Source organism: Streptomyces sp. ITFR-6 (genome assembly GCF_031844725.1).
Lineage (GTDB): Bacteria > Actinomycetota > Actinomycetes > Streptomycetales > Streptomycetaceae > Streptomyces.
Window position 1 is genome coordinate 7,134,079 of record NZ_CP134612.1, and the last position, 25,435, is coordinate 7,159,513.

The following is a 25,435-nucleotide window of genomic DNA, read 5'->3' on the forward strand; positions in this document are numbered from 1 at the left end:
AGGCCCTGGGCGGAGTGGAACTCGGTGGCGACGACACCGGGGCAGACCACCTGGGCCCTGACCCCCGTGCCCGCCAGCTCGGCGCTGAGCGCCTGGGTCATGGCCACGAGGTGGGCGAGAGTACCGGCGTACACGGCGCGGCGCGGCATGACCGACGGGTCGGCGGGTCCGGAGAAGGCGATCATTCCGGCGACGTTGATGAGGGTGCCGGTGCCGCGCCGCTGCATTCCGCCGACGGCGGCGCGCATCAGCAGGGTGGGGGCGAGAACCTTGACGTTGATCAGTTCGCGGGCCTTGTCGGCGGGCAGCTCGGCCAGCGGCATGTAGTGGGAGACACCGGCGTTGGTGACCAGCACGTCCAGCGGCTCATCCGCGCAGTACCGTGCGACGGAGTCGATGCCCTCCTCCGTGGACAGGTCCGCGGCGACCGTGCGCACGTTCACCCCGGGATGGCCGGAGGCGAACTCCGCGAGACGGTCCCGGCGCCGGCCGACGACGATCAGGTCGTAGCCGTCGGCGGCGAAGCGCTCGGCGAACGCCCTGCCGATGCCGGAGGTCGCGCCGGTGACGAGAGCGAGCTTGCTCATGGGGGTGTTCCTTTCGGTCTGCGGCCGCCGGCTCAGGGTTCGCTCTCCCGCCGCCGGCCTTTCCGCCGTGCTGCCACCAGCCTGGGGCATTTTCCGGCTGTCAGACAGCGGACGCGTTTTCCTGGGAATCGCGGTACCAGGAAAGTGCCGGCCCGGATTTGCCACAATGGCCGGCATGGCTCGTACAGAACTGGGCGGAGCCCTGCGCGCCTGGCGCGACCGTGTCACCCCGCAAACGGTCGGCCTGCCCGCCACGAGCCGCAGACGCGCCGTAGGGCCTGTCCGGCGGATCATGGCCGGGGTCACGGTGCCTGGCACGGCACCTCGCCGCGTTGCCGAAACGCCCGAATCGCTCCTTCCCCAAGCTCTCAGCTTCGTTCGAGCAGGGGAGACCCCACCTGAGGGCGCTCCGGCGCCTTGCGATGCGCCGCACCAGACACCGCGCCCTTTCCGACCCTGATCCGTCGGACAGGCCCTCGGCCTGCGCCGGGAAGAGCTCTCCCAGCTCGCCGGTATCTCCGCCGACTACATCGTCCGCCTCGAACAGGGACGAGCCACCCACCCCTCCTCCCAGGTGGTCGAGGCCCTCGCCCGCGCCCTCCGCCTCGCGCCGGGGGAGCGGGAGCACCTGTTCCGCCTGGCAGGACTGGCGCCGCCGGGCGCCGGCCTCATCCCCCGCCACCTCACACCCGGCATCCACCGCATCCTCGACCGGCTCGTCACCACCCCCGTCGCCGTCTACGACGCGGCCTGGACCCAGCTCCTCGCCAACCCCCTCTACACGGCCCTCATGGGCGAATGGCACGGCGAGGACCTGAATGCCGCCTGGCGTGCATTCGTCAGTTCCAGAACCCGCGTGCGACATACTCCGCGGTCGAACGGAGAACTCCGGGAACTCCTGGCCGCCGACCTGAAACGCACCAGTGGCCAATACCCCCACGATCCCGAGCTGAAATCGCTGGTTCGGAAACTCCGCACGCGCAGCGCCCAATTCGCCGGACTCTGGGAAAGCGGCACGGCAGCGGAACACGAAGCCGGCCGCAAAACCATCGATCACCCCCACGTCGGGGCCCTCACCCTCGACTGCGACGTCCTCAACGTCGCGGGCAGCAGCCTGCGCGTCATGGTCTACACCGCACAGCCCGGGACCCGTGACGCGGAGCGCCTCGACTTCCTGTCCGTCGTGGGAACACAGCGCCTCACCGAGTAGCGGAGCCGCTGAGTACGCGAACTCATGTCCGATGGGGGACCACCTGTCAGAATCCGCGGCATGACGAGTGACAGACGCGGGCTGACGGCCCTTCACCTCCTCCTGGTCTGGGCGGCGATGGCCGTCACGGTGCCGGCGCTCGGGTTCACGCTGCTGGCGTCGGCGTGGGGCGGCGGGTTCGCCGGGACGGTCCCGGTCCTCGTCCTGGGAGTCCCGGTGACCGTCGGCCTGCTGTCCGTGACGGGCATCCCGGTGCGGGGCGTGGTGCCGCTGTGCGACACCGCGTCACGGCGGTTCGGCTGGGCGGTCGCGGTCTTCGTCCTCGGCACGCTCGGAGTCCTGGCGGGGCTGGCCGCCTACGGCAGTGATGTCGATCTCGGGAGCGCCGGCGCCGGCTTCGCGCTGTCGGGCGTGCCCTACGCGGCGGCCGCGGCGCTCTTCGTGCCGAGCCGGTGGGTGCGGCTGGGGGCGCTGGCCGCGCCGGCGGCGGCTGTGGCCTACGGGGGTTTCGTCGGCCCCGCACAGTCGCGGGAGCGGCAGCGCGAGGCGGAGATCGCGCGCTACCGGGAACACGCGGAACTGCTCTACGTGGCCGCCGCCCCGGCCGGCATGGAGCTGACCCGCACCGAGGCCGGTCCCGGCTACTTCAGGGTCGAGTACCGCCCCGAGGGACGGAACAGCATGGGGTACGTGGACATCAACCTGCGAACGGCACTCACCCCCGCGGCCCAGTGCCCCGAGCCGGTGAGCAAGGGCGATTCCTGCACGGTGGACGCGCATGGCGGGATGCGCATGGTCCGCACCTTCCCCGGCGGCAGGACGGTCACCCTCACCCGTCGCCTCCCGGGCGCGGAGGCAGAGGCCAGCAGCCAGACCCTGGACGAACCCGGGCTGCGCCGTCTCCTGGACACGCTGCACCCGCTGTCCGACCCGGAGCTGCGGGAGCTGATGCGGGAGAAGAAGATCGACCGCAGAAACTGAGACCGGCTCTGCGCCAACTGGAGCGCCAACTCTCACCGGTAATCCGCCACCCAGACCATTTCTTTGCATAAAAGTGCGACGCTGCGTATAGTCATGCCATCGACGAGGAGGATTTCGATGGTGGTACGTGCAGCGGTGGCAGGGGCGAGCGGATACGCCGGCGGGGAGCTGCTGCGTCTTCTCCTGGTCCACCCAGAGGTCGAGATCGGGGCCCTCACCGCGAACTCCAACGCGGGACAGCCGCTCGGAGCGCTGCAGCCGCACCTGCGGCCGCTCGCCGGGCGGGTGCTTCAGCCGACCACGCCCGAGGTGCTCGCCGGGCACGACGTGGTCTTTCTCGCGCTGCCGCACGGGCAGTCCGCCGCCGTGGCGGAGCAGCTCGGTGACGATGTGCTCGTGGTGGACATGGGGGCCGACTTCCGGCTCAAGGACGCCGCGGACTGGGAGAGGTTCTACGCCTCGCCGCACGCCGGGACCTGGCCGTACGGCCTGCCCGAGCTGCCCGGTGGGCGGGCCGGGCTGGCGGGGACCAAGCGTATCGCGGTGCCCGGCTGCTACCCCACCGCCGTGTCGCTCGCGCTGTTCCCGGCGTACGCGGCCCAGCTCGCCGAGCCCGAGGCCGTGATCGTCGCCGCTTCCGGCACCTCCGGCGCGGGCAAGGCGGCCAAGCCGCATCTGCTCGGGTCCGAGGTGATGGGCAACATGTCGCCGTACGGGGTCGGCGGTGTCCACCGGCACACGCCCGAGATGATCCAGAACCTCAGCGCGGCGGCCGGTGAGCCGGTCACCGTGTCGTTCACGCCGACCCTCGCGCCGATGCCCCGCGGCATCCTCGCCACGTGCAGCGCGAAGGCGAAGCCGGGCGTGAGCGCCGAGTCCCTGCGCGCCGCGTACGAGAAGGCCTTCGCGGACGAGCCGTTCGTCGATCTGCTGCCCGAGGGGCAGTGGCCCGCGACCGCCGCCGTGTACGGCTCCAACGCCGTCCAGGTCCAGGTCGCGTACGACGAGGCGGCGGGCCGCGTCATCGTGATCAGCGCCATCGACAACCTCGCCAAGGGCACCGCGGGCGGCGCCCTGCAGAGCATGAACATCGCCCTCGGACTCCCCGAAAACACAGGTCTTTCCACGATCGGAGTCGCACCGTGAGCGTCACGGCAGCACAGGGATTCACGGCGGCGGGCATCGCCGCCGGAATCAAGGACAGCGGTAACCCGGACCTGGCCCTCGTGGTCAACAACGGTCCGCGTCGCGCCGCCGCGGGCGTCTTCACCTCCAACCGTGTCAAGGCCGCCCCCGTCCGCTGGTCGGAGCAGGTCCTCAAGGGCGGCGCGGTGACCGCCGTCGTCCTCAACTCGGGCGGCGCCAACGCCTGTACGGGCCCGCAGGGCTTCCAGGACACCCACACCACCGCCGAGAGGGCCGCCGAGGTCCTGGGCGGCCACAGCGCCGGCGAGATCGCCGTCGCCTCGACCGGGCTCATCGGTCTGCTGCTCCCGATGGACAAGCTCCTGCCGGGCATCGAGAAGGCCGCGGCGGTTCTGAGCGAGCACGGCGGCGAGAAGGCCGCCATCGCCATCAAGACCACCGACACCGTGCACAAGACCGCCGTCGCGGGCGGCGAGGGCTGGACCGTCGGCGGAATGGCCAAGGGTGCCGGCATGCTGGCCCCCGGCCTCGCCACCATGCTCGTCGTGCTCACCACCGACGCCGACGTGGACACCGCCGGGCTGGACGCCGCGCTGCGCGACGCGACCCGCACCACCTTCGACCGGGTCGACTCCGACGGCTGCATGTCCACCAACGACACCGTGCTGCTGCTGGCCTCCGGTGCCTCCGGAATCACCCCGGAGCAGGGGGAGTTCGCCGAGGCCGTACGGACCGTCTGCGACGACCTGGCCCGGCAGCTGATCGGGGACGCCGAGGGTGCGTCCAAGGACATCCGGATCGAGGTCGTCAACGCCGCGACCGAGGACGACGCCGTCGAGGTGGGCCGTTCCATCGCCCGTAACAACCTCCTCAAGTGCGCCATCCACGGCGAGGACCCCAACTGGGGCCGGGTGCTGTCCGCCATCGGTACGACGAAGGCCGCCTTCGAGCCGGACGAGCTGAACGTCGCCATCAACGACGTCTGGGTCTGCAAGAACGGCGGGGTGGGCGAGGACCGCGACCTCGTCGACATGCGCTACCGGGAGGTCAGGATCACCGCCGACCTCGCCGCGGGCACCGAGTCGGCCGTCATCTGGGCCAACGACCTCACCGCGGACTACGTCCACGAGAACAGCGCGTACAGCTCATGACAACGGCGCGGAAGCACACCGCACTCCCGAAGGCGCAGATCCTCATCGAGGCGCTGCCCTGGCTGACCCGGCACAACGGCAAGACCGTCGTCATCAAGTTCGGCGGCAACGCCATGATCGACGAGGAGCTGAAGGCCGCCTTCGCGCAGGACGTCGTCTTCCTGCGGCACGCGGGCCTCAAGCCCGTCGTCGTGCACGGCGGCGGCCCGCAGATCAGCGCCCAGCTCGACAAGCAGGGCCTGGTCAGCGAGTTCAAGGCCGGACTGCGCGTCACCACGCCGGAGGCGATGGACGTCGTACGGATGGTGCTCGCCGGACAGGTCCAGCGCGAGCTGGTGGGCCTGCTCAACCAGCACGGGCCGCTCGCCGTCGGCATGACCGGCGAGGACGCCCACACCATCACCGCCACCCAGCACCGGCCCGTCATCGACGGCGAGGCCGTCGACATCGGCCGGGTCGGGGAGATCACCGCGATCGACACCGGGGCCATCCAGGCGCTCCTGGACGACGGCCGCATCCCGGTCATCTCCTCCATCGCCCGCTCGGCGGAGGACAACCACGTCTACAACGTCAACGCCGACACCGCGGCCGCCGCGCTCGCCGCCGCGCTCAACGCCGAGACGCTGATGGTCCTCACCGACGTCGAGGGCCTGTACGAGGACTGGCCGAACAGCGACGACGTGATCAGCCGCCTCACCGCCTCCGAACTGGAGAAGCTCCTGCCGGAACTCTCCAGCGGAATGGTGCCCAAGATGCAGGGCTGCCTGCACGCCGTGCGCAACGGCGTGGAGACCGCCCGGGTCATCGACGGCCGGGTCCAGCACTCGATCCTGCTGGAGATCTTCACCGACGAGGGAATCGGCACGATGGTCGTGCCCGACGCACAGGGGGAAGCATGACCAACGCCGAGCTCTCGCAGCGCTGGAAGGCCGCGCTGATGGACAACTACGGCACCCCGAAGCTGTCCCTCGTCCGCGGCGAGGGCGCCCGGGTGTGGGACGCCGACGGCACCGAGTACCTCGACTTCGTCGGCGGCATCGCGGTCAACGCCCTGGGCCACGCCCACCCGGCCGTCGTCGAGGCGGTCTCCGCGCAGATCGCCTCCCTCGGCCATGTCTCCAACCTCTTCATCGCCGAACCGCCCGTCGCGCTCGCCGAACGGCTCCTCCAGCTCTTCGGCCGCACTGGCAGGGTCTACTTCTCCAACTCCGGCGCCGAGGCCAACGAGGCCGCGTTCAAGATCGGCCGGCTGACCGGGCGCACCCACATGGTCGCCACCGACGGCGGCTTCCACGGCCGGACGATGGGCGCCCTCGCGCTCACCGGCCAGCCCAAGAAGCGCGAGCCGTTCGTCCCGCTGCCCGGCGACGTCACGCACGTCCCGTACGGGGACGCGGAGGCGCTGCGGGCCGCGGTGACCACCGAGACCGCGCTGCTGATCATCGAGCCGATGCAGGGCGAGAACGGCGTCGTCGTCCCGCCCAAGGGCTACCTGGAGGCGGCCAGGGAGATCACCCGGGCCACCGGCACCCTGCTGGTCCTGGACGAGGTGCAGACGGGCATCGGCCGGTGCGGCACCTGGTTCGAGCACCAGCAGCACCAGGGCGTGGAGCCCGACCTCGTCACGCTCGCCAAGGGGCTCGGCGGCGGACTGCCGATCGGCGCCACCGTGGCGTTCGGCGCGGCCGCGGAACTGCTGGCGCCCGGCCAGCACGGCACGACGTTCGGCGGCAACCCGGTCGCCTGCGCCGCCGGACTCGCGGTCCTGGACACCCTGGCCGCCGACGGCGCGCTGGACAACGTGAAGCGGCTCGGCGAGCGGATCCGGGAGGGCGTGGAGGGCCTGGGACACCCCCTGGTCTCCCATGTCCGGGGCTCTGGGCTGCTGCTGGGTATCGTGCTCACCGAGCCCCTCGCACCCCAGGCGCAGCAGGCGGCTCAGGGAGCCGGACTCCTGGTGAACGCACCCGCACCCGATGTCGTACGGCTCATGCCGCCCCTGATCATCGGTGACGCGGAGGTGGACACGTTCCTCCAAGCACTTCCCGGCGTACTCGACGCGGCATACGGACGATCCGGAGAATGACGTTCCGGAGAATGAGGCGACGACGATGACCGAGGCGCAGGAATCCGAGCACGGCGGGCCGTCCGTGCCGCAGACCCGCACGGCACGCCACCGTCGGATCGTGGACATCCTGAACCGGCTGCCGGTGCGCTCGCAGAGCCAGCTGGCCAAGCTCCTCAGCGACGACGGACTGAGCGTCACCCAGGCGACGCTGTCCCGGGACCTGGACGAACTGGGCGCGGTGAAGATCCGCAACACCGGCGGCGAGCTGATCTACGCGGTGCCGAGCGAGGGCGGTTTCCGCACCCCGCACGCACCGCTGGGCGGCTCCGCGAAGGAGGAGCGGATGCGCCGCCTCTCCGCCGAACTGCTCATCTCGGCGGAGGCCTCCGCCAACCTCGTGGTGCTGCGCACGCCCCCGGGCGCCGCCCAGTTCCTCGCCTCCTCCATCGACCAGGCCGAACTGCACGACATCCTCGGCACCATCGCCGGGGACGACACGCTGATGCTGATCAGCCGCGACCCGGCGGGCGGACAGGCGCTGGCCGACCACCTGCTGCGGCTCGCGCAGAACGACCGCTGAGGCTCAGTAGCGGGTGATCGCGGTCGGGCCCGAACGGGTCCCGATCGCGAGGTGCGGACGACGGGACGGATCGGCCCAGGCCAGGATCCGGTCCATCGCGGCCGCCGGTACGGAGACGCAACCGGCGGTCGCACCGCGCCCGTTGACGTGCAGAAAGATTCCGGCTCCGCGCCCGCGCACCGGACGTCCGTAGTTGAAGCCGACGAGCAGCGCACGGGCGTACTGCGCCGGATACGTGATCAGGTGCTCCGCCTCGGACGCGCGGCAGTCGGCCGGCCGCGGCTCCACCCACCGGTTGTACGCCCGCGCCGCGTTGTCCTGGCACCACCAGGACCCGTTGTGGACCCGGCGGTAGGGGTAGCGGGTACCGGGCGGGGCCGCCGCCACCCCGAAGGCGTACGGCAGGTCGTAGAGCCCGGTGGGCGTGGTGTCCGTGCCCTGCTCGCGCGTGGTGCCCTCGGTCAGCCCGTTGGCCCCGAAGCGGGCGGGCGCGGATCCGGCCGCCACCCACTGCCCGGAGCGCCTGCTCCACCAGGTGACCGTGCCCGTGGTGGCCCCGGTGGCGGAGGCCTCCGCGGTGATCAGCTGGGAGCCGCCGCCCGTGTCGGCCAGCCGCTGCGGCAACGGCGGGTCCGCCGGGGGCCGGGCCCCGGTCAGGGCGGTGACAGCGAGCAGGACCGAACAGGCCACCAAACATCTGCGCATGTCCCGGACCGTAGACCGGCCGCCGCGCCACCACCCGCGCGCCTGCTCCGTACGGCCCAACCGCTCACTGCGCGGGCGGCATGGCGGGCAGCGGGAGCGGCAGCCCCGGCAGCCCGTCGATGCTGGTGGCGATGTGGTCCTTCTTGGCGAAGTAGGCGCTGAGCGAGGCGTCGTCGTCCCGCGAGAAGCGCTTGCCGTGCAGCGGCCGGTCCCCGTCGTACGACATGAAGGGGACCGCGTATCCGCAGCTGTCCCGGATCAGCTCTGCGGTCACCACGATGATCGCCCGCAGCCCGTGCCGGGAGGGGTCCACCCCGTCGAACCTCCCGAGCAGACCCGGGAAGCGGTCGTCGTCGCGGAAGACCGGCTCCCCTCTGCCGTGCACCCGCACGATGGTCGGCGGCCCCTGGAAGGCGCACCACATCAGGGTGATCCGGCCGTTCTCCCGCAGATGGGCCACCGTCTCCGCGTTGCTCCCGGCGAAGTCCAGGTACGCCACGCGCTGTTCGTCCAGCACCACGAAGGAGCCGCTGACCCCCTTGGGGGAGAGGTTGACCGTGCCGTCACCGTCCAGCGGCGCGGACGCCGTGAAGAAGATGTGCTGCTCCTCGATAAAGGTCCGCAGCCGCCCGTCGATGCGTTCGTATGTCTTTCCCATGCGTTCGAGTATCTTCCCCGGACCCCGCGTGGGCAGGCGGATTTCAGCCGGTGGGACCGGAGTGGCCGGCCGCACGCAGCAGCCGGCGCGCCGCCACCCGCACCGGACGCGGCCGGTCCGCCGCCGCCCGGTCGCGCAGCCACTCCCGGGAGAAGCCGGACGCGTCCGGCAACAGCGCCCGGGTGGCCGCGCGGACGACCGCGGATGACGGGTCGTCGAGCAGGGGCGTCAGCCGCTCGCGGGTCACGGCGTCGAGGGCCCGCAGACCGACGACGGTGTGGAGGCGGACGGCGGGCAGCGGGTGCCCCAGCAGCGGCCACAGCGTCTCGGCGTCACCGGGCACCCCGCATTCGCCCAGCCCCGCGCAGGCCCCGGGGTGGCCGGCCGGAGCCGCGCACAGTGCGCGGTACATGGGCAGCGGGTCCACCCCGCCCTGCCGGAGCACATAGCGGGCACAGGCTCGGACGGGGCCCGACCGGTCCGCGAGGAAGCCGCGGGCCTCGCCGTGCCGCCCGGTGCGGCGCAGCGCGGTGACGCCCGCGGCGCGCACCCGCGGCGCCCTGGCCGCCAGGAGCGTGTTCACCACGGTGTCCTGGTCCTCCTCACCCATCGAGGCGATCGCCTCGTCCGCGCACAGGTCCTGGAGGGGCGTGTCGTCGGTGCTCGCCGCGATGCGGGCCAGCCTCTCCGGTGCGAGGAGCCCGCGGCCGAGCGCGACGCGGTGGGCGAACCGGCGGGTGGCGCGGTCATCGCCGCCGAGCAGCTCCTCCACCGGCGCGGCGGGCCCGTCGCTCAGCGCCCGTTCCAGCAGGTCCAGCGCGAATCGGCCCTGGACGCGCCGGGACAGCAGCAGCACCAGCCCGGCCCACGGCGGGAGGGCGGTCGCGGGCTCCCGTGACAGCAGGGCCCTGGCCCGCTCGCGTACCGGTTCCGCCCAGTCCGCGCACCGGACGATCATCAGCGGCAGCAGGGCCGCCGACCCGGCGGCCCTGCCGAGGGCGGCCTCCCGGATCCTGCCGTCCGGGTGGCACAGGGCGAGGGCCAGCTCGCTCTCCGACGGGGGACGGTCGCGCAGGCGTACGGACGGTAGGGGCGCGTCCCGGTCCCACCGCGGCCGCCGCCCGTCCGCCCAGGCGTGCGCCGGAAGCAGGTGCGGCGACTCCCACGCCAGGACGCGCACCCCGAGGTCGAGGCCCACCCACGACCGCGCGCAGGAGATGTCCAGAGCCTCCCGCAGCGGAAGTCCCCGAGCCAGTCGTTTCGCCGCCGCCCAGTCCGTGGTCATCGCCGCCCCCTGTGTGTGCCGGGTGCCGATGCTAAGCGGGAGGGCGGCGGCCGACCAGCGAATATCGATGCCAGGAGGGCCGGTGTACCGCCCCTCACCTGCGACTTTGGCAAACCATACGGAGGGACGTATAGTTATACGTGTCAGTTGGCGCACCGTGAGGAGAAACCCGTGACCGAGCGCGTCGTACTCGCCCACTCGGGCGGCCCGGACGCCTCCGTCGCCATCGGCCGGACCGCGGAGGAGACGCCGCCCCACGTGACCTGACCTGATCCCACCCCGTTACGTCACCGCCTCCCCGGCCGCCCGCGCGGGGAGGCGGTCGCACATCCACCCCCTTGTTCTTCCGAGGAGCACGCAGTGAGCAACGGCAACGGCAACAGCGACGTACGCCTCTGGGGCGCCCGGTTCGCGGACGGCCCGGCCGAGGCGCTGGCCAGGCTGTCCGCGTCCGTCCACTTCGACTGGCGCCTCGCGCCGTACGACATCGCCGGTTCCCGCGCCCACGCGCGGGTCCTCAACAAGGCGGGGCTGCTCACAGAGGACGAGCTGAAGCGGATGACCGCAGGGCTCGACCAGTTGGAGGCGGACGTCGCGGACGGCTCGTTCACCGGCACCATCGCGGACGAGGACGTCCACACCGCCCTGGAGCGCGGCCTGCTGGAGCGGCTCGGAGCGGAGCTCGGCGGCAAGCTGCGGGCCGGACGCTCCCGCAACGACCAGATCGCCACGCTCTTCCGGATGTACCTGCGCGACCACGCCCGGATCATCGGCGGCCTCCTCGCCGAGCTCCAGGACGCCCTGGTCGGCCTCGCGGAGGCCCACCCGGACGTCGCCATGCCCGGCCGCACGCACCTCCAGCACGCCCAGCCGGTGCTCTTCGCCCACCACATCCTGGCCCATGTGCAGCCCCTGTCCCGGGACGCCGAGCGGCTGCGCCAGTGGGACGAGCGGACCGCCGTCTCCCCGTACGGCTCGGGCGCGCTCGCCGGCTCCTCGCTCGGCCTGGACCCGGAGGCGGTCGCGGCCGACCTCGGCTTCGAGCGCGGTTCGGTGGCCAACTCCATCGACGGCACGGCCTCGCGGGACTTCGTCGCGGAGTTCGCGTTCATCACCGCGATGATCGGCATCAATCTCTCCCGGATCGCGGAGGAGATCATCATCTGGAACACGAAGGAGTTCTCCTTCGTCACCCTGCACGACGCCTTCTCCACCGGCTCGTCGATCATGCCGCAGAAGAAGAACCCCGACATCGCGGAACTGGCCCGGGGCAAGTCGGGACGGCTCATCGGCAACCTCACCGGGCTGATGGCCACGCTGAAAGCCCTGCCGCTCGCGTACAACCGCGACCTCCAGGAGGACAAGGAGCCGGTCTTCGACTCCTGCGACCAGCTCGAAGTCCTGCTGCCCGCCTTCACCGGCATGATGGCCACGCTCACCGTCAACCGCGAGCGCATGGAGGAGCTGGCCCCGGCCGGCTTCTCGCTCGCCACCGACATCGCGGAGTGGCTGGTCAAGCAGGGGGTGCCGTTCCGCGTCGCCCACGAGGTCGCCGGCAGTTGCGTCAAGGAGTGCGAGCGGCACGGCATCGAGCTCGACGAGCTGACCGACGAACAGTTCGCGAAGATCTCCGAGCACCTCACCCCCGAGGTCCGCACCGTCCTCGACGTGGCCGGTGCGCTGGCCTCCCGCGACGGCCGGGGCGGCACGGCGCCCTCCGCGGTCGCCGTCCAGCTGGCCGAGGTCAAGGAGGACCTCGCGACACAGCACGCCTGGGCCGCGGCCCGCAAGTAGCCGGAAGGGTATCGCGGGCTACGTTGGTCGGGTGGGGCCTGTCCGGGCCGGGTCCGGGCAGGTGAACACCCATGACCTGTGCGGCAGGCCGGGGCAGGACGGCCCCGGCCGCGTTGCCCCACCGAACACGAGGAGCCCGCGATGCCCTTCGCCCGACTGGCCAGTACCACCACCCCGACCGCCCACATCGGGCTCGGCCTGGCAGCGGTCGGCAGGCCCGGCTACATCAATCTCCACCGTGACCGCGACCTGCCGGACGAGCGCACCGCCGACGCGCTGCGCGCCCGCACCCACGAACTGCTCGACGCCGCCTACGCCCAGGGTGTCCGCTACTTCGACGCGGCCCGCTCCTACGGCCGCTCGGAGGAGTTCCTCGGCGAGTGGCTGACGGCCCGGCCCGAGGTGCGCGACGTCGTCATCGGCAGCAAGTGGGGCTACACCTACACCGCCGACTGGACCGTCGACGCAGAGGCGCACGAGGTCAAGGACCACAGCCTGGCCACGTTCGAGCGTCAGCGCGCCGAGACCGCGGAGCTGCTCGGTGACCGGCTGGACCTCTACCAGATCCACTCCGTCACCGCGGACAGCCCGGCCCTGACGGACAAGGAACTGCACGCCCGCCTCGCCGCGCTCGCCGCGGAAGGCGTCAGCCTCGGCCTTTCCACCAGCGGGCCCGCGCAGGCCGAGGCCATCCGGGCCGCCCTCGCCGTCACGGTCGATGGCGAGCCCCTCTTCCGTACGGTCCAGGCCACCTACAACGCACTGGAGACCTCGGCCGGACCGGCGCTGGCCGACGCGCACGCCGCCGGACTCACCGTGATCGTCAAGGAGGCCATGGCCAACGGCCGGCTGGCGGGCACGGAGGCCCCGGCCGTGGTGCGGGAGATCGCGGCGGAGGAGGGGCTGGGCAGCGACGCGGTGGCCCTGGCGCTGGTGCTGCACCAGCCGTGGGCCGGGGTCGTGCTCTCCGGCGCCGCGACCGTCACCCAGCTCGCCGGCAACCTGCACGCCGCCGTCCTCGACCTCGACGAGGAGCGGCGCGCCCGGCTGGACGCGCTGGTGGAGGAGCCGGAGGCCTACTGGCGCCATCGTGCGTCGCTGCCCTGGAGCTGAGCCGTCCGCCCCGCACGACGGCTTCCCGCAGGGATCCGGGCACGGTGGTCACATCCGGCGGGTCTGCCGCGTCAGAGTGCCTGGATCCGGCTCTCCCGGTCGGACAGCGCGGCCATCGAGAACCTGGGCGGCTGGCTGACGACCGTGGTGGGACGGGTCTGCCTGGACATGCTCCGCTCGCGCCGCGTCCGCCGCGAGGAACCCCTGGAGACCGGGGTGCCCGAGGCGCCCGAGCCCGGTCCGGGGTCGGTCCCCGAGCCCGGCGGGGACCCGGAGCAGCAGGCGCTGACCGCCGACTCGGTGGGTCTCGCGCTGCTGGTGGTCCTCGAAACGCTCGACCCGGCCGAGCGGCTCGCGTTCGTGCTGCACGACATGTTCGCGGTGCCGTTCGACGAGATCGCCCGCATCGTGGACCGCACGCCGGCCGCCGCCCGGCAGCTCGCCAGCAGGGCCCGCCGCCGGGTGCGGGGCGTCGCCCCAGAGCCAGGCCCCGGGGTGGTCCGCCGCGAGGTGGTGGACGCCTTCCTGGCGGCCGCCAGAGGCGGGGACTTCGAGGCGCTCGTCGCCGTGCTCGACCCCGATGTCGTGTCCCGGTCCGGTGGCGGTGCCGACGAGGCCCCCGCGGTGGTGCGCGGCGCGGCGAACGTGGCGCGGCGGGCGATCATGTTCGCGCCGTACGCCAGGTCGGTGCGGTTCGCGCTGCTCGACGGCGCCCCCGCGGTCATCGCGGCGCGCGAGGGAGAGAGCTTGTCCGTCATGCGGTTCACGATCGAGCGCGGGAAGATCGTCGAACTGTCCGTCATCACCGACTCGGCCGGGCTGGCCGGCCGCGATCTGGTCCTCCTCGAAGAGTGAGGCGGCGCGGCCGGCCCCGGTGTCAGGGGCTCGTGAGGATGACGAGCTGCCGGGTCGCCCTGGTCATTGCGACATAGCGGTCGACGGCTCCCTCGATGCCCTCACCGAACGTCTGCGGGTCGATGAGGACGACCAGGTCGAATTCGAGTCCCTTGGTCAGCTCCGGGGCCAGCGACCGGACGCGGGCGGTCGGCTCGAACCCGGGATCGCCGACGACGCAGGCGATCCCGTCGGCATTGGCGGCGAGCCAGGTGTCGAGGACCTGGTCCAGGTCCGCCGTGGGGCCGTGTGTGACGGGGAGCCCGCTGCTGCGGACGGAGGCCGGCACGTTGGCGTCCGGGAGCACGGCCCGGATGACCGGCTCGGCCTCCGCCATGATCTCCTCCGGCGTCCGGTAGTTGATGCTCAGGGAAGCCAGGTTGATCCGGTCCAGCCCGACCCGCTTCAGCCGTTCCTGCCACGACTCGGTGAACCCGTGGCGGGCCTGGGCGCGGTCCCCGACGATGGTGAAGCTCCCGGACGGGCACCGGAGCAGCAGCATCTGCCACTCCGCGTCGGTCAGTTCCTGGGCCTCGTCCACGACGACGTGTGCGAACGGCCCGGCGAGCTGGTCAGGTTCGGTGCCGGGTGCGCCGCTGTCGTCGACCAGGGCCTCCTGGAGGTCCTTCCCGTGCAGCATCGTCACGGCGCCCTCACCGTCGTCGTCCGCCTGGAGCAGGGTGTCGATGACCTTGTCCATGTGCTCGCGGTCGGCGGCGAGCGCCGCTTGATGCCGGCGGCTGCGGCGGGACGCCTCGGGGTCGCCGAGGCGCTGCCGGGCCGCGTCCAGGAACGGCAGGTCGGAGACCGTCCACGCCTGGGCGTCCGCCCGCTGGAGCCGGGCGACCTCGTCGCGGCTGAGCCAGGGAGCGCATCTGCGCAGGTAGGCGGGGACCGACCAGAGGTCCCCGACGACGTCGGCCGCCTCCAGCAGCGGCCAGGCGCGGTCGAAGGTGGTGAGCAGTTCCCGGTTCTTCAGCAGCGACTTGCGCAGTACGGCGTCCGAGATGTCGCCCTCGTGCTTCTCGACCAGGATCGTGAGCAGCTCGTCGCGGACCTGGTCGCGCGCCTCGTTGTGCGGAGTGCCGGGTTCCGCCGCGTCGAACGCCACGGCCCAGTCGGCGGCGGTCAGCTGGATGTCCGACCAGTGGGTGGTGACCGTCATCCCCTTGGCGGGCGGCTCCTCGTAGAACCTGGCGGCCGCGTCGACCGCCGCCACCAGCTGCCCCGAGGACTTCAGGCGGGCCACCTCCGGATCGGCCTCCGGCCCTGCGGCCGCCCCCTCGGTCACCAGGTCCCGCAGGGTGCACGTCTGCACGCCCTCCTCACCGAGGCTGGGCAGCACGTCGGCGACGTAGCCCAGGTAGGGCTGGTGCGGGCCGACGAAGAGCACGCCGCCCCGGCGGTGACCGAGCCGGGGGTCGGAGTAGAGGAGGTAGGCGGAACGGTGCAGGGCGACCACCGTCTTGCCCGTACCGGGGCCCCCGTCGACGACGAGCGCGCCGCGCGAGCCCGCGCGGATGATGGCGTCCTGGTCGGCCTGGATGGTGCCCAGCACGTCCCGCATCCGGGCCGAGCGGTTGCTGCCCAGGCTGGCGATGAACGCGGACTGGTCGTCGAGCGCGGCGTGCCCGGCGAACCCCTCGGAGGTGAACACCTCGTCCCAGTAGTCGCTGATCCGGCCGCGGGTCCAGCGGTACCTGCGGCGGCTCGCCAGTCCCATCGGGTTGGCGTGGGTGGCGCCGAAGAACGGCTCGGCCGCGGGGGAGCGCCAGTCGATGAGCAGCCGGCGGCCCGAGCTGTCGGTGAGGCCGAGCCGTCCGACGAACAGCGGCTCGCCGTCGTCCGCCGCGACCATGTGCCCCAGGCAGAGGTCGAGGCCGAAGCGGCGCAGCGCGCGCAGGCGGGCGGTCAGCCGGTGGATCTCCACGTCCCGGTCCATCGCCTGCCGGCCCGCACCGCCGGGCGTCCTGCGCTCGGCGGCGAGGCGCTCGGTGAGTTCGGAGATCGACTCGTCGAGACACTCGGCGATGGCGGCGAAGTGCTCCTCGTCGCCGGCGATCAGGGCCGGATCGGCCTTGGTGGAGAGGCGGTCGGGAAGGTCGAACGCGCTGGTGGTCAGGGGGTTCACGTCATCAGCTCCGAACTGGGCCGCTCGCAGTCGACGCGCGCGGCAGGGCGCCTGGACCGGCGCGGTGTACCTGATTCTGCGCCATGACCGGGGCCTTGTGGCAAGCCCCCCCATGCGCTATAAGTAAAAGTGGCAAGGAGTGGGTTCGTGCTCACGAACCCCCTGCCGGAGCCCGGCACCTCCAGGGCCGATCACCACGATACGGGCCTGTGACCCGCTCCCCTCACCGCCCGGCGCGATGGCCGGATGACGGACAACGGGATCCCGACGCCGTACGGCACCTCCTGCGGTCCCTTGTGGCCCTTTAACTCCTGAGACTCCTGTACCGGCTGTTGCGTGTCAGCTGTTGCCTGTCGGTGGTTGCGTACCGGCTGTTGCGTGCCGCGTGACACCCCCGGTGAGACATCGTCGTCTCATACGGGTTAATCTCGTCTCATGACTTTCGATCGTGAGCAGGTGCTGCGCAGTGCCGCCGCCCTACTGACCCGTAAATCGACCGCCACCATGGATGAGGTCGCCAAGGCCGCCGGTATCGGACGCGCCACCCTGCACCGGCACTTCGCCGGGCGGGACGCCCTGGTCAGGGCCTTGGAGGAGCTGGGCATCCAGGAGTTCGGGGCGGCGCTCGACCGGGCCGGGCTCGACGAGGGCACCTCGGAGGAGGCGCTGCGGCGGTTCGTCGCGGCCGTCGAGCCGAGTGCCGGACTGCTCTCCTTCCTCGTCACCGAGAACCAGCTCTTCGAGGGCGGCGAGGTGAACGAGGGCTGGGACCGGCTGGACGCACGGGTCTCCGCCTTCTTCCGGCGCGGCCAGGAGCGCGGCGAGATCCGCATCGACCTGACCCCCGCCTGGCTGACCGAGGCCCTCTACGGGCTCATCGGCACCGGTGCCTGGGCCGTCCAGGTGGGACGGGTGGCCGGGCAGGACTTCCAGTACATGATCGTCGAGTTGCTGCTCGGCGGCGCACGCCGGAGCGTGGAGCAATGAGCAGCATGGAACAGCACCCGGAGCCCCCGACCGAGCTGCGCCGCCCCGGGCGGTGGATCGCGCTGTCCGTGCTCGTACTCGCCGTGCTGCTCGTCGCCGTCGACGCGACCGTGCTCGGACTGGCGACCCCGTTCCTCAGCGAGGACCTGGAGCCCACCGGCACCCAGCTGCTCTGGATCGGTGACGTCTACTCCTTCGTCATCGCCGGACTCCTGGTCTCCATGGGCAGCCTCGGTGACCGCATCGGCCGCAAGAAGCTGCTGCTCTGCGGGGCCACTGCCTTCGGCGCGGTCTCGGTGCTCAACGCCTACGCGATGACGCCGGAGATGATGATTCTGGCGCGTGCCCTGCTCGGCGTCGCCGGCGCCACCCTGATGCCGTCCACCCTCGCCCTGATCCGCAACATCTTCCACGACGCGCGCGAACGCAGCCTCGCCATCGGCATCTGGGGCGCGATGGCCTCGGCCGGTGCGGCGGTCGGGCCGGTCGTCGGCGGGTTCCTCCTGGAGCACTTCTGGTGGGGCTCGGTCTTCCTCATCAACCTGCCGGTCATGGCGGTGCTCGTCGTCGTCGGGATCAAGCTCATCCCCGAGTCGAAGAACCCCGCGCCCGGACCGTGGGACATGATCAGCGTCGGCCTCTCGCTGGTCGGTATGATCGGAGTCGTGTACGCCATCAAGGAGCTGGCGGCACACGGCGCCAGCTGGCCGGTCGCGCTCGCGGGCGTCGGCGGTGCGGCCGCGCTCGTCTGGTTCGTACGCCGGCAGTTCCGCCTCCCCGCGCCACTCCTGGACATGCGGCTCTTCCACCACCGGGGCTTCTCCGGGGCCGTGCTCGCGGATCTGCTGACCATCCTCGGCCTGTCCGGGCTGGTCTTCTTCCTCTCCCAGTTCCTGCAACTGGTCCAGGGCCGGGGGCCGCTGGAGGCGGGGCTGGCCGAACTGCCCGCGGCCGTCGGCGCGGTCACCGCGGGCCTGCTGGCCGGGACCACCGCCCGCCGCTTCTCTGTGCGGTCCGTGGTGTCCGGGGGCCTCGGGGCCATCGGCCTGTCGCTGGCCGCGGTCGCCGCGATCCACAAGGAGACCGCGTACCCGCTGATCGGCGCGCTGCTGCTGGTCGTGGGCGTGGGTGCGGGTTTCGCCTTCACGGTGACCTCCGACGTGATCCTCTCCAGCGTCCCCAAGGAGCACGCGGGCTCCGCGTCCGCGGTCTCCGAGACGGCGTACGAGCTCGGCGCGGCGCTCGGCATCGCCCTGCTCGGCTCCGTCGTCACCGGGGTCTACCAGGGCTTCGCCACTCCGGCGGGGGTACCGGCCGCCACCTCGTCCGCCGCCCACGAATCACTGGGCGGCGCCGTCGAGGCGGCCCAGACACTCACGGGGCAGCAGGGGGCGGACCTGGTCTCCGCGGCCCAGGACGCGTTCGTCGACGGGCTGCGGCTCGCCTCCGCCGTGGGCGCCGCCGTCCTGCTGGCGACGGCGGTCGCGGCCTGGTTCCTGCTGCGCGGCCAGGAGCTGGAGGAAGGCATCGTCCACGACTGACGGCCGCCCGGTGGGCCCCCGGCCCGAACGGCCCTGGGCCGGGCGGGTGGAACCGGTATGCGGAAGGGTCCGTACCCCCGACCGGGGTACGGACCCTTCCGCAGGACCGAGCCGGCTCAGGCGGCCTTGGCCTTCGTCGCGTAGATGTCGACGTACTCCTGACCGGACAGCCGCATCACCTCGGCCATCACCGAGTCCGTCACCGCCCGCAGCACATAGCGGTCGCGGTCCATGCCCTCGTAGCGGGAGAACTCCATCGGCTCACCGAAGCGCACCGTGACCTTGCCCGGCCGGGGCAGACCGGAGCCGCCCGGCTGGAGCTTGTCCGTGCCGATCATCGCGAACGGCACGACCGGAGCACCCGTCATCAGCGTCAGCCGCGCGATGCCCGTCCGGCCTCGGTAGAGGCGGCCGTCGGGGGAGCGGGTCCCCTCCGGGTAGATCGCGAAGGCCTTGCCCTCGTCCAGCACCCGGCGCCCGGTCATCAGCGCCGCGACACCGCCGCGGCCGCCGTCCCGGTCGACCGGGATCATGCCGACGCCCGTGAAGAACCAGGCCATCAGTCGGCCCTTGAGGCCCTTGCCCGTGACGTACTCGTCCTTGCCGATGAAGTACACCGGCCGTTCGCAGCAGATCGGCATGATCATCGAGTCGATGAACGTGAGGTGGTTTCCCGCCAGGATCACCGGCCCGGTTCCCGGAATGTTCTCGATGCCTTCCACCCGCGGCCGGAACATCAGGCGCAGGATCGGTCCGAGCACTGCCTTGATGAGTGCGAGTCGGGACAACGGTTCCTCCGGTGTAGTGGCCGGGCCGGCCGAGCGACGGATTGAGCGGTCCATGCAGGTGAGGACGATACTCGCGGGTACTCGCTGATCGCACATCGGGTTCACGCAGTGGATACGCAGTGTTGACGTGTGTTTGCGCCACGTTGGCCCGGGTGCCGCCGTCAGGACGACCCAGCTGCCTACGCTCGGGCCCCGCTCGACAGGTGCCGGACATCATATGCGAGGAGCATTCATGACAGAGCGTGCGCACGCCACACCCGGACGACGGACCGTCATGGGCGTGGGAGCCGCCGTACTCGGGACCGCGGCCGTCGGCCTGTCCGGGACGGCGCGGGCCGCCGGGAACCCCGCGGAGCGCCCCGGCGGCCACGGCGGCTCCGGACACCGCCTCGACCTGCCGGTGCCGACCGTCATCGGACACCGGGGCACCAGCGGATACCGCCCGGAACACACCCTCGGCTCGTACCAGCTGGCCCTCGACATGGGCGCCCACGTCATCGAGCAGGATCTGGTGCCGACCCGGGACGGGCACCTCGTCTGCCGCCACGAGAACGACATCACCGCCACCACCGACGTCTCCGCGCACCCCGAGTTCGCCAGCCGCAAGACCACCAAGACCGTCGACGGCATCCCGCTCACCGGATGGTTCACCGAGGACTTCACCCTCGCCGAACTGAAGACACTGCGGGCCAAGGAACGCATCCCGGGCAACCGCCAGAAGAACACGCTGTACGACGGCCGCTGGGAGATCCCCACCTTCGAGGAGGTCCTGCGCTGGGCCGACCGCGAGGGCCGCAAGCGCGGGAAGCCGGTCTGGCTGTACGTCGAGACCAAGCACCCCACCTACTTCCGAGGCCTCGGCCTCGGCCTTGAGGAACGACTCGTCAAACTGCTGCGCCGCTACGACCGCCACCGCGCCCGGTCGCCGCTCATCCTCCAGTCCTTCGAGCCGAGCAGCATCCAGCGCCTGTCGAAGCTCGTCGCCACTCCGCGCGTCGTCCTCCTCTCCGGCACCGGCACCCAGCCCTGGGACTTCACGGCGACCGGCGACCCGCGCACCACCGACGACCTGGTGAAGCCCGCGGGCCTGAAGTGGATGGCGTCCTTCGCCCAGGGCATCGGGCCGACGCTGGACCTGATCATCCCCAAGGACGCGTCCGGCAGGCTCGCGCAGCCCACCACCCTGGTGCGCGACGCGCACGCCCACGGGCTGATCCTGCACCCCTACACGATGCGCAACGAGAACACCTTCCTGCCCGCGGACTTCCGGCGCGGCAGCGACCCCAACGCGTACGGCGACGCGTTCGGCGCCTTCGCCGCGTACCTCGCGACGGGCATCGACGGGATCTTCTCCGACAACCCGGACACGGCACTGCTCGCGGCGGCCGACTTCACGGGGAAGTAGCGCCTTTCGTCGGGCTCGGGCGGGGTACGGGCCCGTCAGCACCCGGCCGGGTGCACCCCGGTCGGGTGGTGCGGGGCCGGTTCCGCAACCTGCCGCCGCAGACCCGCGTCGGGTGGGTGCATGACGCTTCTCGATCTTTCCGCCGCGCCGTCCCGGCCCGCTCCGGCAGCCGTGGTCCGCACCCTGTACCCACTGGTCAGCGCCGAGGCCAGGGCCGAGGCGGCGGCCTCGGCCACCGGCGCCGCCGTCGACCGCGCCGACCTCGAACAGGCCGTCTGGCTGCGGCTGCTGGAACGGCTGCCCGAGCAGGGACCGCCGAAGGACGCCGCCCGCTGGGTCCGGGACACCGTGCGCGGGGAGGCGCGCCGGGCCCGCCGCACGGTCCGCAACGAACGGCCCTACCGTGACGAGACCGCCCCCGATCCGGCCGGCTGCCCGGAACGGGCTTTCGCAGGCGCCGAACAGCGCCGGTTACTGCGCGCGGCGGTCGACCGGCTCCCGGCCCGCTGCGCCCGCCTGCTGAGTGCGCTGCTGGCCCCGAACGATCCCACCTACCGCGAGATCGCAGGGGAGTTGGCTATGTCACAGGGGAGTTTGGGTCCGATCCGTTCCCGATGCCTTGGATGTCTGCGCAGAATGCTGGCGGCGGAGGTTGTAGCTCCTGAACCGCGGGGAAAGGAGCGGTAGACAACCGGCGGATCAGATGAGCGGGAGGCATGCGCGGATGGGCATGAGCGTGATCATCTCGGCGGCGGGCACACAGGACGCCGAACAGATCTTGAAGCTCCAGTACCTCAGCTTTCAGAGCGAGGCGGAGCTGTACGGGAACTACCGGATCGCCCCCCTCGTCCAGACCCTCGACTCACTGCGCGCCGAAATCGCCACGGACCTGGTGTTCGTGGCCCGGCTCGGTGAGGAAGTCGTCGGTGCGGTACGCGGCTCCGCGGACCAGGGCGGCGTCGGACTGATCGGGCGGCTCTGCGTCCACCCCAGGCTCCAGGGACACGGCCTCGGCGCCCGGCTGCTGTGGGCCGCGGAATCCGGCCTCGCGGACCAGCGCGCGGCCACCCGCTTCCAGCTGCACACCGGGCACCTCAGCGAGAGCAACCTGCGGCTCTACCGCCGGGCCGGTTACGCCCCCGTGGGCAACGCCACCGGCCAGGACGGCGTCCGGATGATCCTGCTGGAGAAGAAGGCCTCGGCCGCCGAGTACGTGACCAGCGCCTGACCCGTCCGGCGGTTACGCGGCCCTCGCGTAACGCCTACGCGGTCCTCGCGCGGCGCAGCCAGATCATCCCGGTGACCGGCAGGATCACCGGGATGAGCAGGTAGCCCGCTCCGAAGTCCGACCAGACGGTGGCATCCGCGAACGCGGACGGCTCCGCCAGCGTCCACGTACCCACGATCAGGACCCCGGCGAGCTCGGCGGCGCAGCACACCAGCGCCGTCCTGCGCGCCCGCTCCCCGCCGCGCACCAGCGAATACGTGATGAAGCCGTAGACGAGCGCGGCGACCGCCGACAGCACATAGGCCAGCGGGGCCTTGCCGAAGTCCAGGATCATCTGGACGATCGAACGGGACGCCGCCGCCACGGTGAACACGCCGTAGAACCAGACCAGTACCCGGCCAGGACCGGTGCCCAGGTCGAAGGGCTTCTTCTCGCCGGTGTCCGCCGCGGGGGTGCTATCGGTGTCGGTCACGGTCAGTTTCCCCAGATGTCGTAGAGCCGTACTTCGAGAACGGCCAGTACGACCGCGCCCGCCGCCACCGTCACCGAACCCCACCGGGTCCGCTCGCTCAGCGACAGGAACCCCGCCGCCGGTACGGCGAGGAAGGCCCCGACCAGATACGCGATGAAGATGGTCATGCCCTGCTCCGGCCGCTCACCGCGGGCCAGCTGCACGATCCCCACCACCAGCTGGGCCAGCGCGAGCACCGAGACCACGGCCATCCCGATGAAGTGCCAGTCCTTGGTCGGCTGGTCCCGGTAGGCGGCGAATCCGCACCAGGCGGCGAGGGCGAGGGCGGCCACGCCGACCGCGATCGTCAGGGCGTCAAGCATGAGCCGAGGGTATTACGGGCGGGGCCGCCCGCCGCGTGCGCCCCCGTACCCGCACCAGGATCGTGGCCTTGGCCACAGGAGGGCACCGGGCCGTCCCGGGGACCGATCGCGTCACCGACCACCCGCTCCCCGTATAACCGCAGGTCAGGGCGGTACGGCGAAAAAACGAGACGGCCGACGCGGCGCGGCCTGTGGGCCATCCATGACCGTCCGCTGTTCGGATATCCGGTCGGGGTGGACCGATACGTCTGTTTTACTTGGGACATGACCACGACGAGCAGCCGCACCCTTGCGACCGAGGCGATCATGACGCCCGGTGCTCGTTGTATGTGTCGAATGCGCGCCTTCTGAGGGCCCCCGCCTGAGCCTCGCGCCCCGAAGCGAGACCGAGCCCGAGCCGTCCGCACCCAGCGGAACGAGCCTGCTCCGGCACGCCGCCCCGCGGTCACCACCGCGCCGGGCCGTGCCGAGACCCCGCTCGAAACGTTTGATCGAAGTCCGAAGCCCCACCGGACGAATGCCCCGTGCCCGGCGGACACCGCGCCGCGCACTCGACAGTGACGGAAACCCCTGTGATCACCACTACGGGCCTCACGAAGGTCTACCAGTCGCGCGACCGTGAGGTCACCGCTCTGGACGGCGTCGACCTCCATGTCCGCGAGGGCGAGGTGTACGGCGTCATCGGACAGAGCGGCGCCGGAAAATCGTCCCTCATCCGCTGCGTCAACCTGCTGGAGCGCCCCACCTCCGGCACCGTGACCGTCGCCGGCCAGGACCTGACCGCCCTCGCGGGACGGGGCCGCCGGGCGGGCAGGGAACTGCGCGAGGCCCGCAGCCGCATCGGGATGGTCTTCCAGCACTTCAACCTGCTGGCCTCCCGCACCGTGCGGGACAACGTCGAACTCCCGTTGGAGATCCTCGGCGTCACCGGCCGCGAACGCACCCGCAAGGCCCTCGAACTCCTCGACCTGGTCGGCCTCTCCGACAAGGCCAAGGCCTACCCCGGCCAGCTCTCCGGCGGCCAGAAGCAGCGCGTCGGCATCGCCCGCGCACTCGCCGGCGACCCCAAGGTGCTGCTCTCCGACGAGGCGACCTCGGCCCTCGACCCCGAGACCACCCGCTCCATCCTCCAGCTGCTGCGCGACCTCAACCAGCAGCTCGGCCTCACCGTCCTGCTCATCACGCACGAGATGGACGTCGTCAAGACCGTCTGCGACTCGGCGGCGCTGATGCGCGGCGGCCGCATCGTCGAGTCCGGCACCGTGGGCGAACTGCTCGCCACCCCAGGCTCCGAACTCGCCCACGAGCTGTTCCCGGTCGGCGGCAGCGCCTCCGGCCCAGGCAGCACGGTCGTCGACGTCACCTTCCACGGCGATGCCGCCGCCCGGCCGGTGATCTCGCAGCTCTCCCGCACGTACAACATCGACATATCGATCCTGGGCGCCGCGATGGACACTGTCGGCGGCAGGCAGGTCGGCCGGATGCGCATCGAGCTGCCCGGCCGGTTCGAGGAGAACGTCGTGCCCATCGGCTTCCTGCGCGAGCAGGGCCTCCAGGCGGAGGTCGTCGAGAACACCGACGCCGAACCCGCAACGATTCCCGCACCGCTCACCAAGGAGGTGGCGAAGTGACCTGGTCCGAAATGCAGCCGCTGCTGACGCAGGGCACCGTCGACACCCTCTACATGGTTCTGTGGTCGGCGGTCGTCACCGTCCTGGTCGGACTGCCGCTCGGCGTCCTGCTCGTCCTCACCGACAAGGGCGGACTGCTGCGGAACATCCCGGTGAACAAGGTCATCGGCGTGATCGTGAACATCGGCCGCTCGCTGCCGTTCATCATCCTGCTGATCGCCCTGATCCCCTTCACCACCTGGGTCGTCGGCACCTTCATCGGCCCGACCGCGATGATCGTTCCGCTGGCCGTCGGCGCCATCCCGTTCTTCGCGCGGCTCGTCGAGACGGCGGTCCGCGAGGTCGACCACGGGCTCGTCGAGGCCGTCCAGTCCATGGGCGGATCGATCCCGACGATCGTCCGCAAGGTCCTGCTGCCGCAGGCCCTGCCCTCCCTCGTCTCCGGCGTCACCACCACCGTCATCGTGCTCATCGGCTACTCCGCGATGGCCGGCGCGGTCGGCGGAGAAGGACTCGGCTCCAAGGCCGTCACCTACGGATTCCAGCGCTTCGACAACCAGTTCATGCTCATCACCGTCGCGCTCCTGATCGTCATCGTGACCGTGATCCAGCTGATCGGCGACACCGCCGTGCGCCTGCTGGCCCGCCGGGGCCGCGCCACCTCCTGAGACTTCTCTCCTCCGAGCCCGCACTCCTTGTCCGGGCGCACCACCATCAC

General features: G+C 71.7%; 24 protein-coding genes and 1 pseudogene. 17 read left to right on the top strand and 8 right to left on the bottom strand.

Translation table 11 applies throughout. The features are described from left to right. Positions 1–20: 20 nt before the first annotated feature. Positions 21–881 (bottom strand): annotated as a pseudogene (locus RLT59_RS32480) (SDR family NAD(P)-dependent oxidoreductase); the annotation flags it as partial. Between the two features lie 187 nt (positions 882–1,068). Between RLT59_RS32480 and RLT59_RS32485 the strand changes: the two are divergent. The 7 genes from RLT59_RS32485 (at position 1,069) to RLT59_RS32515 (ending at position 7,723) form a co-directional block, all read left to right on the top strand. Continuing rightward, positions 1,069–1,797, top strand: a complete 729-nt coding sequence (locus RLT59_RS32485; protein WP_311307938.1) for a helix-turn-helix transcriptional regulator — start codon at positions 1,069–1,071, stop codon at positions 1,795–1,797. A 60-nt stretch (positions 1,798–1,857) separates the two neighbouring features. Then, positions 1,858–2,778 carry a hypothetical protein gene (locus tag RLT59_RS32490; protein ID WP_311306705.1) on the top strand — a complete coding sequence of 307 codons (921 nt, stop codon included), beginning with the start codon at positions 1,858–1,860 and terminating at the stop codon, positions 2,776–2,778. 117 nt (positions 2,779–2,895) lie between these two features. Next, on the top strand, positions 2,896–3,924 hold the full coding sequence (argC, locus tag RLT59_RS32495) for an N-acetyl-gamma-glutamyl-phosphate reductase (protein WP_311306706.1): 1,029 nt from the start codon (positions 2,896–2,898) through the stop codon (positions 3,922–3,924). After that, entirely contained in the window at positions 3,921–5,075 is a 1,155-nt protein-coding gene (gene argJ / locus RLT59_RS32500; RefSeq protein ID WP_311306707.1) for a bifunctional glutamate N-acetyltransferase/amino-acid acetyltransferase ArgJ, read from the top strand. Before argC ends, argJ begins: the two co-directional genes overlap by 4 nt. Then, positions 5,072–5,974 carry an acetylglutamate kinase gene (argB, locus tag RLT59_RS32505; RefSeq protein ID WP_311306708.1) on the top strand — a complete coding sequence of 301 codons (903 nt, stop codon included), beginning with the start codon at positions 5,072–5,074 and terminating at the stop codon, positions 5,972–5,974. Before argJ ends, argB begins: the two co-directional genes overlap by 4 nt. Continuing rightward, complete coding sequence (locus RLT59_RS32510; RefSeq protein WP_311306709.1) at positions 5,971–7,161, top strand: acetylornithine transaminase; 1,191 nt, start codon at positions 5,971–5,973, stop codon at positions 7,159–7,161. The genes argB and RLT59_RS32510 overlap by 4 nt, the downstream gene beginning before the upstream one ends. Before the next feature lie 25 nt (positions 7,162–7,186). Beyond that, positions 7,187–7,723 carry an arginine repressor gene (locus RLT59_RS32515; RefSeq protein WP_311306710.1) on the top strand — a complete coding sequence of 179 codons (537 nt, stop codon included), beginning with the start codon at positions 7,187–7,189 and terminating at the stop codon, positions 7,721–7,723. Between the two features lie 3 nt (positions 7,724–7,726). Here the strand turns inward: RLT59_RS32515 and RLT59_RS32520 are convergent, their stop codons facing one another. The 3 genes from RLT59_RS32520 to RLT59_RS32530 form a co-directional block, all read right to left on the bottom strand. Continuing rightward, positions 7,727–8,428 carry a L,D-transpeptidase family protein gene (locus tag RLT59_RS32520; protein ID WP_311306711.1) on the bottom strand — a complete coding sequence of 234 codons (702 nt, stop codon included), beginning with the start codon at positions 8,426–8,428 and terminating at the stop codon, positions 7,727–7,729. Between the two features lie 64 nt (positions 8,429–8,492). Next, positions 8,493–9,086: a pyridoxamine 5'-phosphate oxidase family protein gene (locus RLT59_RS32525; protein ID WP_311306712.1), complete on the bottom strand. Its 594-nt coding sequence runs from the start codon at positions 9,084–9,086 to the stop codon at positions 8,493–8,495. A 43-nt stretch (positions 9,087–9,129) separates the two neighbouring features. Beyond that, positions 9,130–10,371 carry a hypothetical protein gene (locus tag RLT59_RS32530; protein WP_311306713.1) on the bottom strand — a complete coding sequence of 414 codons (1,242 nt, stop codon included), beginning with the start codon at positions 10,369–10,371 and terminating at the stop codon, positions 9,130–9,132. 360 nt (positions 10,372–10,731) lie between these two features. On the opposite strand from RLT59_RS32530, the gene argH reads away from it, so the two are divergent. The 3 genes from argH (at position 10,732) to RLT59_RS32545 (ending at position 14,133) form a co-directional block, all read left to right on the top strand. Next, positions 10,732–12,165 carry an argininosuccinate lyase gene (argH, locus tag RLT59_RS32535; protein ID WP_311306714.1) on the top strand — a complete coding sequence of 478 codons (1,434 nt, stop codon included), beginning with the start codon at positions 10,732–10,734 and terminating at the stop codon, positions 12,163–12,165. A 141-nt stretch (positions 12,166–12,306) separates the two neighbouring features. After that, positions 12,307–13,278: an aldo/keto reductase gene (locus RLT59_RS32540; RefSeq protein WP_311306715.1), complete on the top strand. Its 972-nt coding sequence runs from the start codon at positions 12,307–12,309 to the stop codon at positions 13,276–13,278. Positions 13,279–13,446: 168 nt separating this feature from the next. Further along, positions 13,447–14,133: a sigma factor-like helix-turn-helix DNA-binding protein gene (locus tag RLT59_RS32545; RefSeq protein WP_311306716.1), complete on the top strand. Its 687-nt coding sequence runs from the start codon at positions 13,447–13,449 to the stop codon at positions 14,131–14,133. A gap of 22 nt (positions 14,134–14,155) precedes the next feature. Here the strand turns inward: RLT59_RS32545 and helR are convergent, their stop codons facing one another. Next, a complete protein-coding gene (gene helR / locus RLT59_RS32550) occupies positions 14,156–16,303 on the bottom strand; it encodes an RNA polymerase recycling motor ATPase HelR (RefSeq protein ID WP_311306717.1) in 2,148 nt (715 codons plus the stop codon). A gap of 435 nt (positions 16,304–16,738) precedes the next feature. Between helR and RLT59_RS32555 the strand changes: the two genes are divergently transcribed. Together RLT59_RS32555 and RLT59_RS32560 are read left to right on the top strand one after the other, a co-directional pair. After that, positions 16,739–17,290 carry a TetR/AcrR family transcriptional regulator gene (locus RLT59_RS32555; protein WP_311306718.1) on the top strand — a complete coding sequence of 184 codons (552 nt, stop codon included), beginning with the start codon at positions 16,739–16,741 and terminating at the stop codon, positions 17,288–17,290. Further along, positions 17,287–18,831, top strand: coding sequence for an MFS transporter (locus RLT59_RS32560; protein ID WP_311306719.1), 1,545 nt, complete (start codon positions 17,287–17,289; stop codon positions 18,829–18,831). Before RLT59_RS32555 ends, RLT59_RS32560 begins: the two co-directional genes overlap by 4 nt. A 116-nt stretch (positions 18,832–18,947) precedes the next feature. Here RLT59_RS32560 and RLT59_RS32565 read toward each other — a convergent pair whose 3' ends face one another. After that, positions 18,948–19,619 (bottom strand): lysophospholipid acyltransferase family protein, encoded by a 672-nt coding sequence (locus RLT59_RS32565; protein WP_311306720.1) that lies wholly within the window; start codon positions 19,617–19,619, stop codon positions 18,948–18,950. Positions 19,620–19,851: 232 nt separating this feature from the next. Between RLT59_RS32565 and RLT59_RS32570 the strand changes: the two genes are divergently transcribed. From RLT59_RS32570 to RLT59_RS32580, 3 genes are all read left to right on the top strand, one after another. After that, positions 19,852–21,024, top strand: a complete 1,173-nt coding sequence (locus tag RLT59_RS32570; protein WP_311306721.1) for a glycerophosphodiester phosphodiesterase — start codon at positions 19,852–19,854, stop codon at positions 21,022–21,024. A gap of 120 nt (positions 21,025–21,144) precedes the next feature. After that, positions 21,145–21,711, top strand: coding sequence for a sigma-70 family RNA polymerase sigma factor (locus RLT59_RS32575; protein ID WP_311306722.1), 567 nt, complete (start codon positions 21,145–21,147; stop codon positions 21,709–21,711). Between the two features lie 37 nt (positions 21,712–21,748). After that, on the top strand, positions 21,749–22,252 hold the full coding sequence (locus RLT59_RS32580; RefSeq protein WP_311307939.1) for a GNAT family N-acetyltransferase: 504 nt from the start codon (positions 21,749–21,751) through the stop codon (positions 22,250–22,252). Positions 22,253–22,286: 34 nt separating this feature from the next. Here RLT59_RS32580 and RLT59_RS32585 read toward each other — a convergent pair whose 3' ends face one another. Both RLT59_RS32585 and RLT59_RS32590 read right to left on the bottom strand, forming a co-directional pair. Then, positions 22,287–22,724 carry a hypothetical protein gene (locus RLT59_RS32585; protein ID WP_024488852.1) on the bottom strand — a complete coding sequence of 146 codons (438 nt, stop codon included), beginning with the start codon at positions 22,722–22,724 and terminating at the stop codon, positions 22,287–22,289. Positions 22,725–22,726: 2 nt separating this feature from the next. Beyond that, the gene (locus RLT59_RS32590) at positions 22,727–23,086 is read right to left on the bottom strand and encodes a hypothetical protein (RefSeq protein WP_073737483.1); all 360 of its coding nucleotides are present in this window, start codon (positions 23,084–23,086) and stop codon (positions 22,727–22,729) included. Positions 23,087–23,658: 572 nt separating this feature from the next. Here RLT59_RS32590 and RLT59_RS32595 point away from each other — a divergent pair. Continuing rightward, complete coding sequence (locus RLT59_RS32595; RefSeq protein WP_311306723.1) at positions 23,659–24,717, top strand: methionine ABC transporter ATP-binding protein; 1,059 nt, start codon at positions 23,659–23,661, stop codon at positions 24,715–24,717. Further along, positions 24,714–25,385: a methionine ABC transporter permease gene (locus tag RLT59_RS32600; RefSeq protein WP_311306724.1), complete on the top strand. Its 672-nt coding sequence runs from the start codon at positions 24,714–24,716 to the stop codon at positions 25,383–25,385. The genes RLT59_RS32595 and RLT59_RS32600 overlap by 4 nt, the downstream gene beginning before the upstream one ends. Positions 25,386–25,435 lie beyond the last annotated feature (50 nt).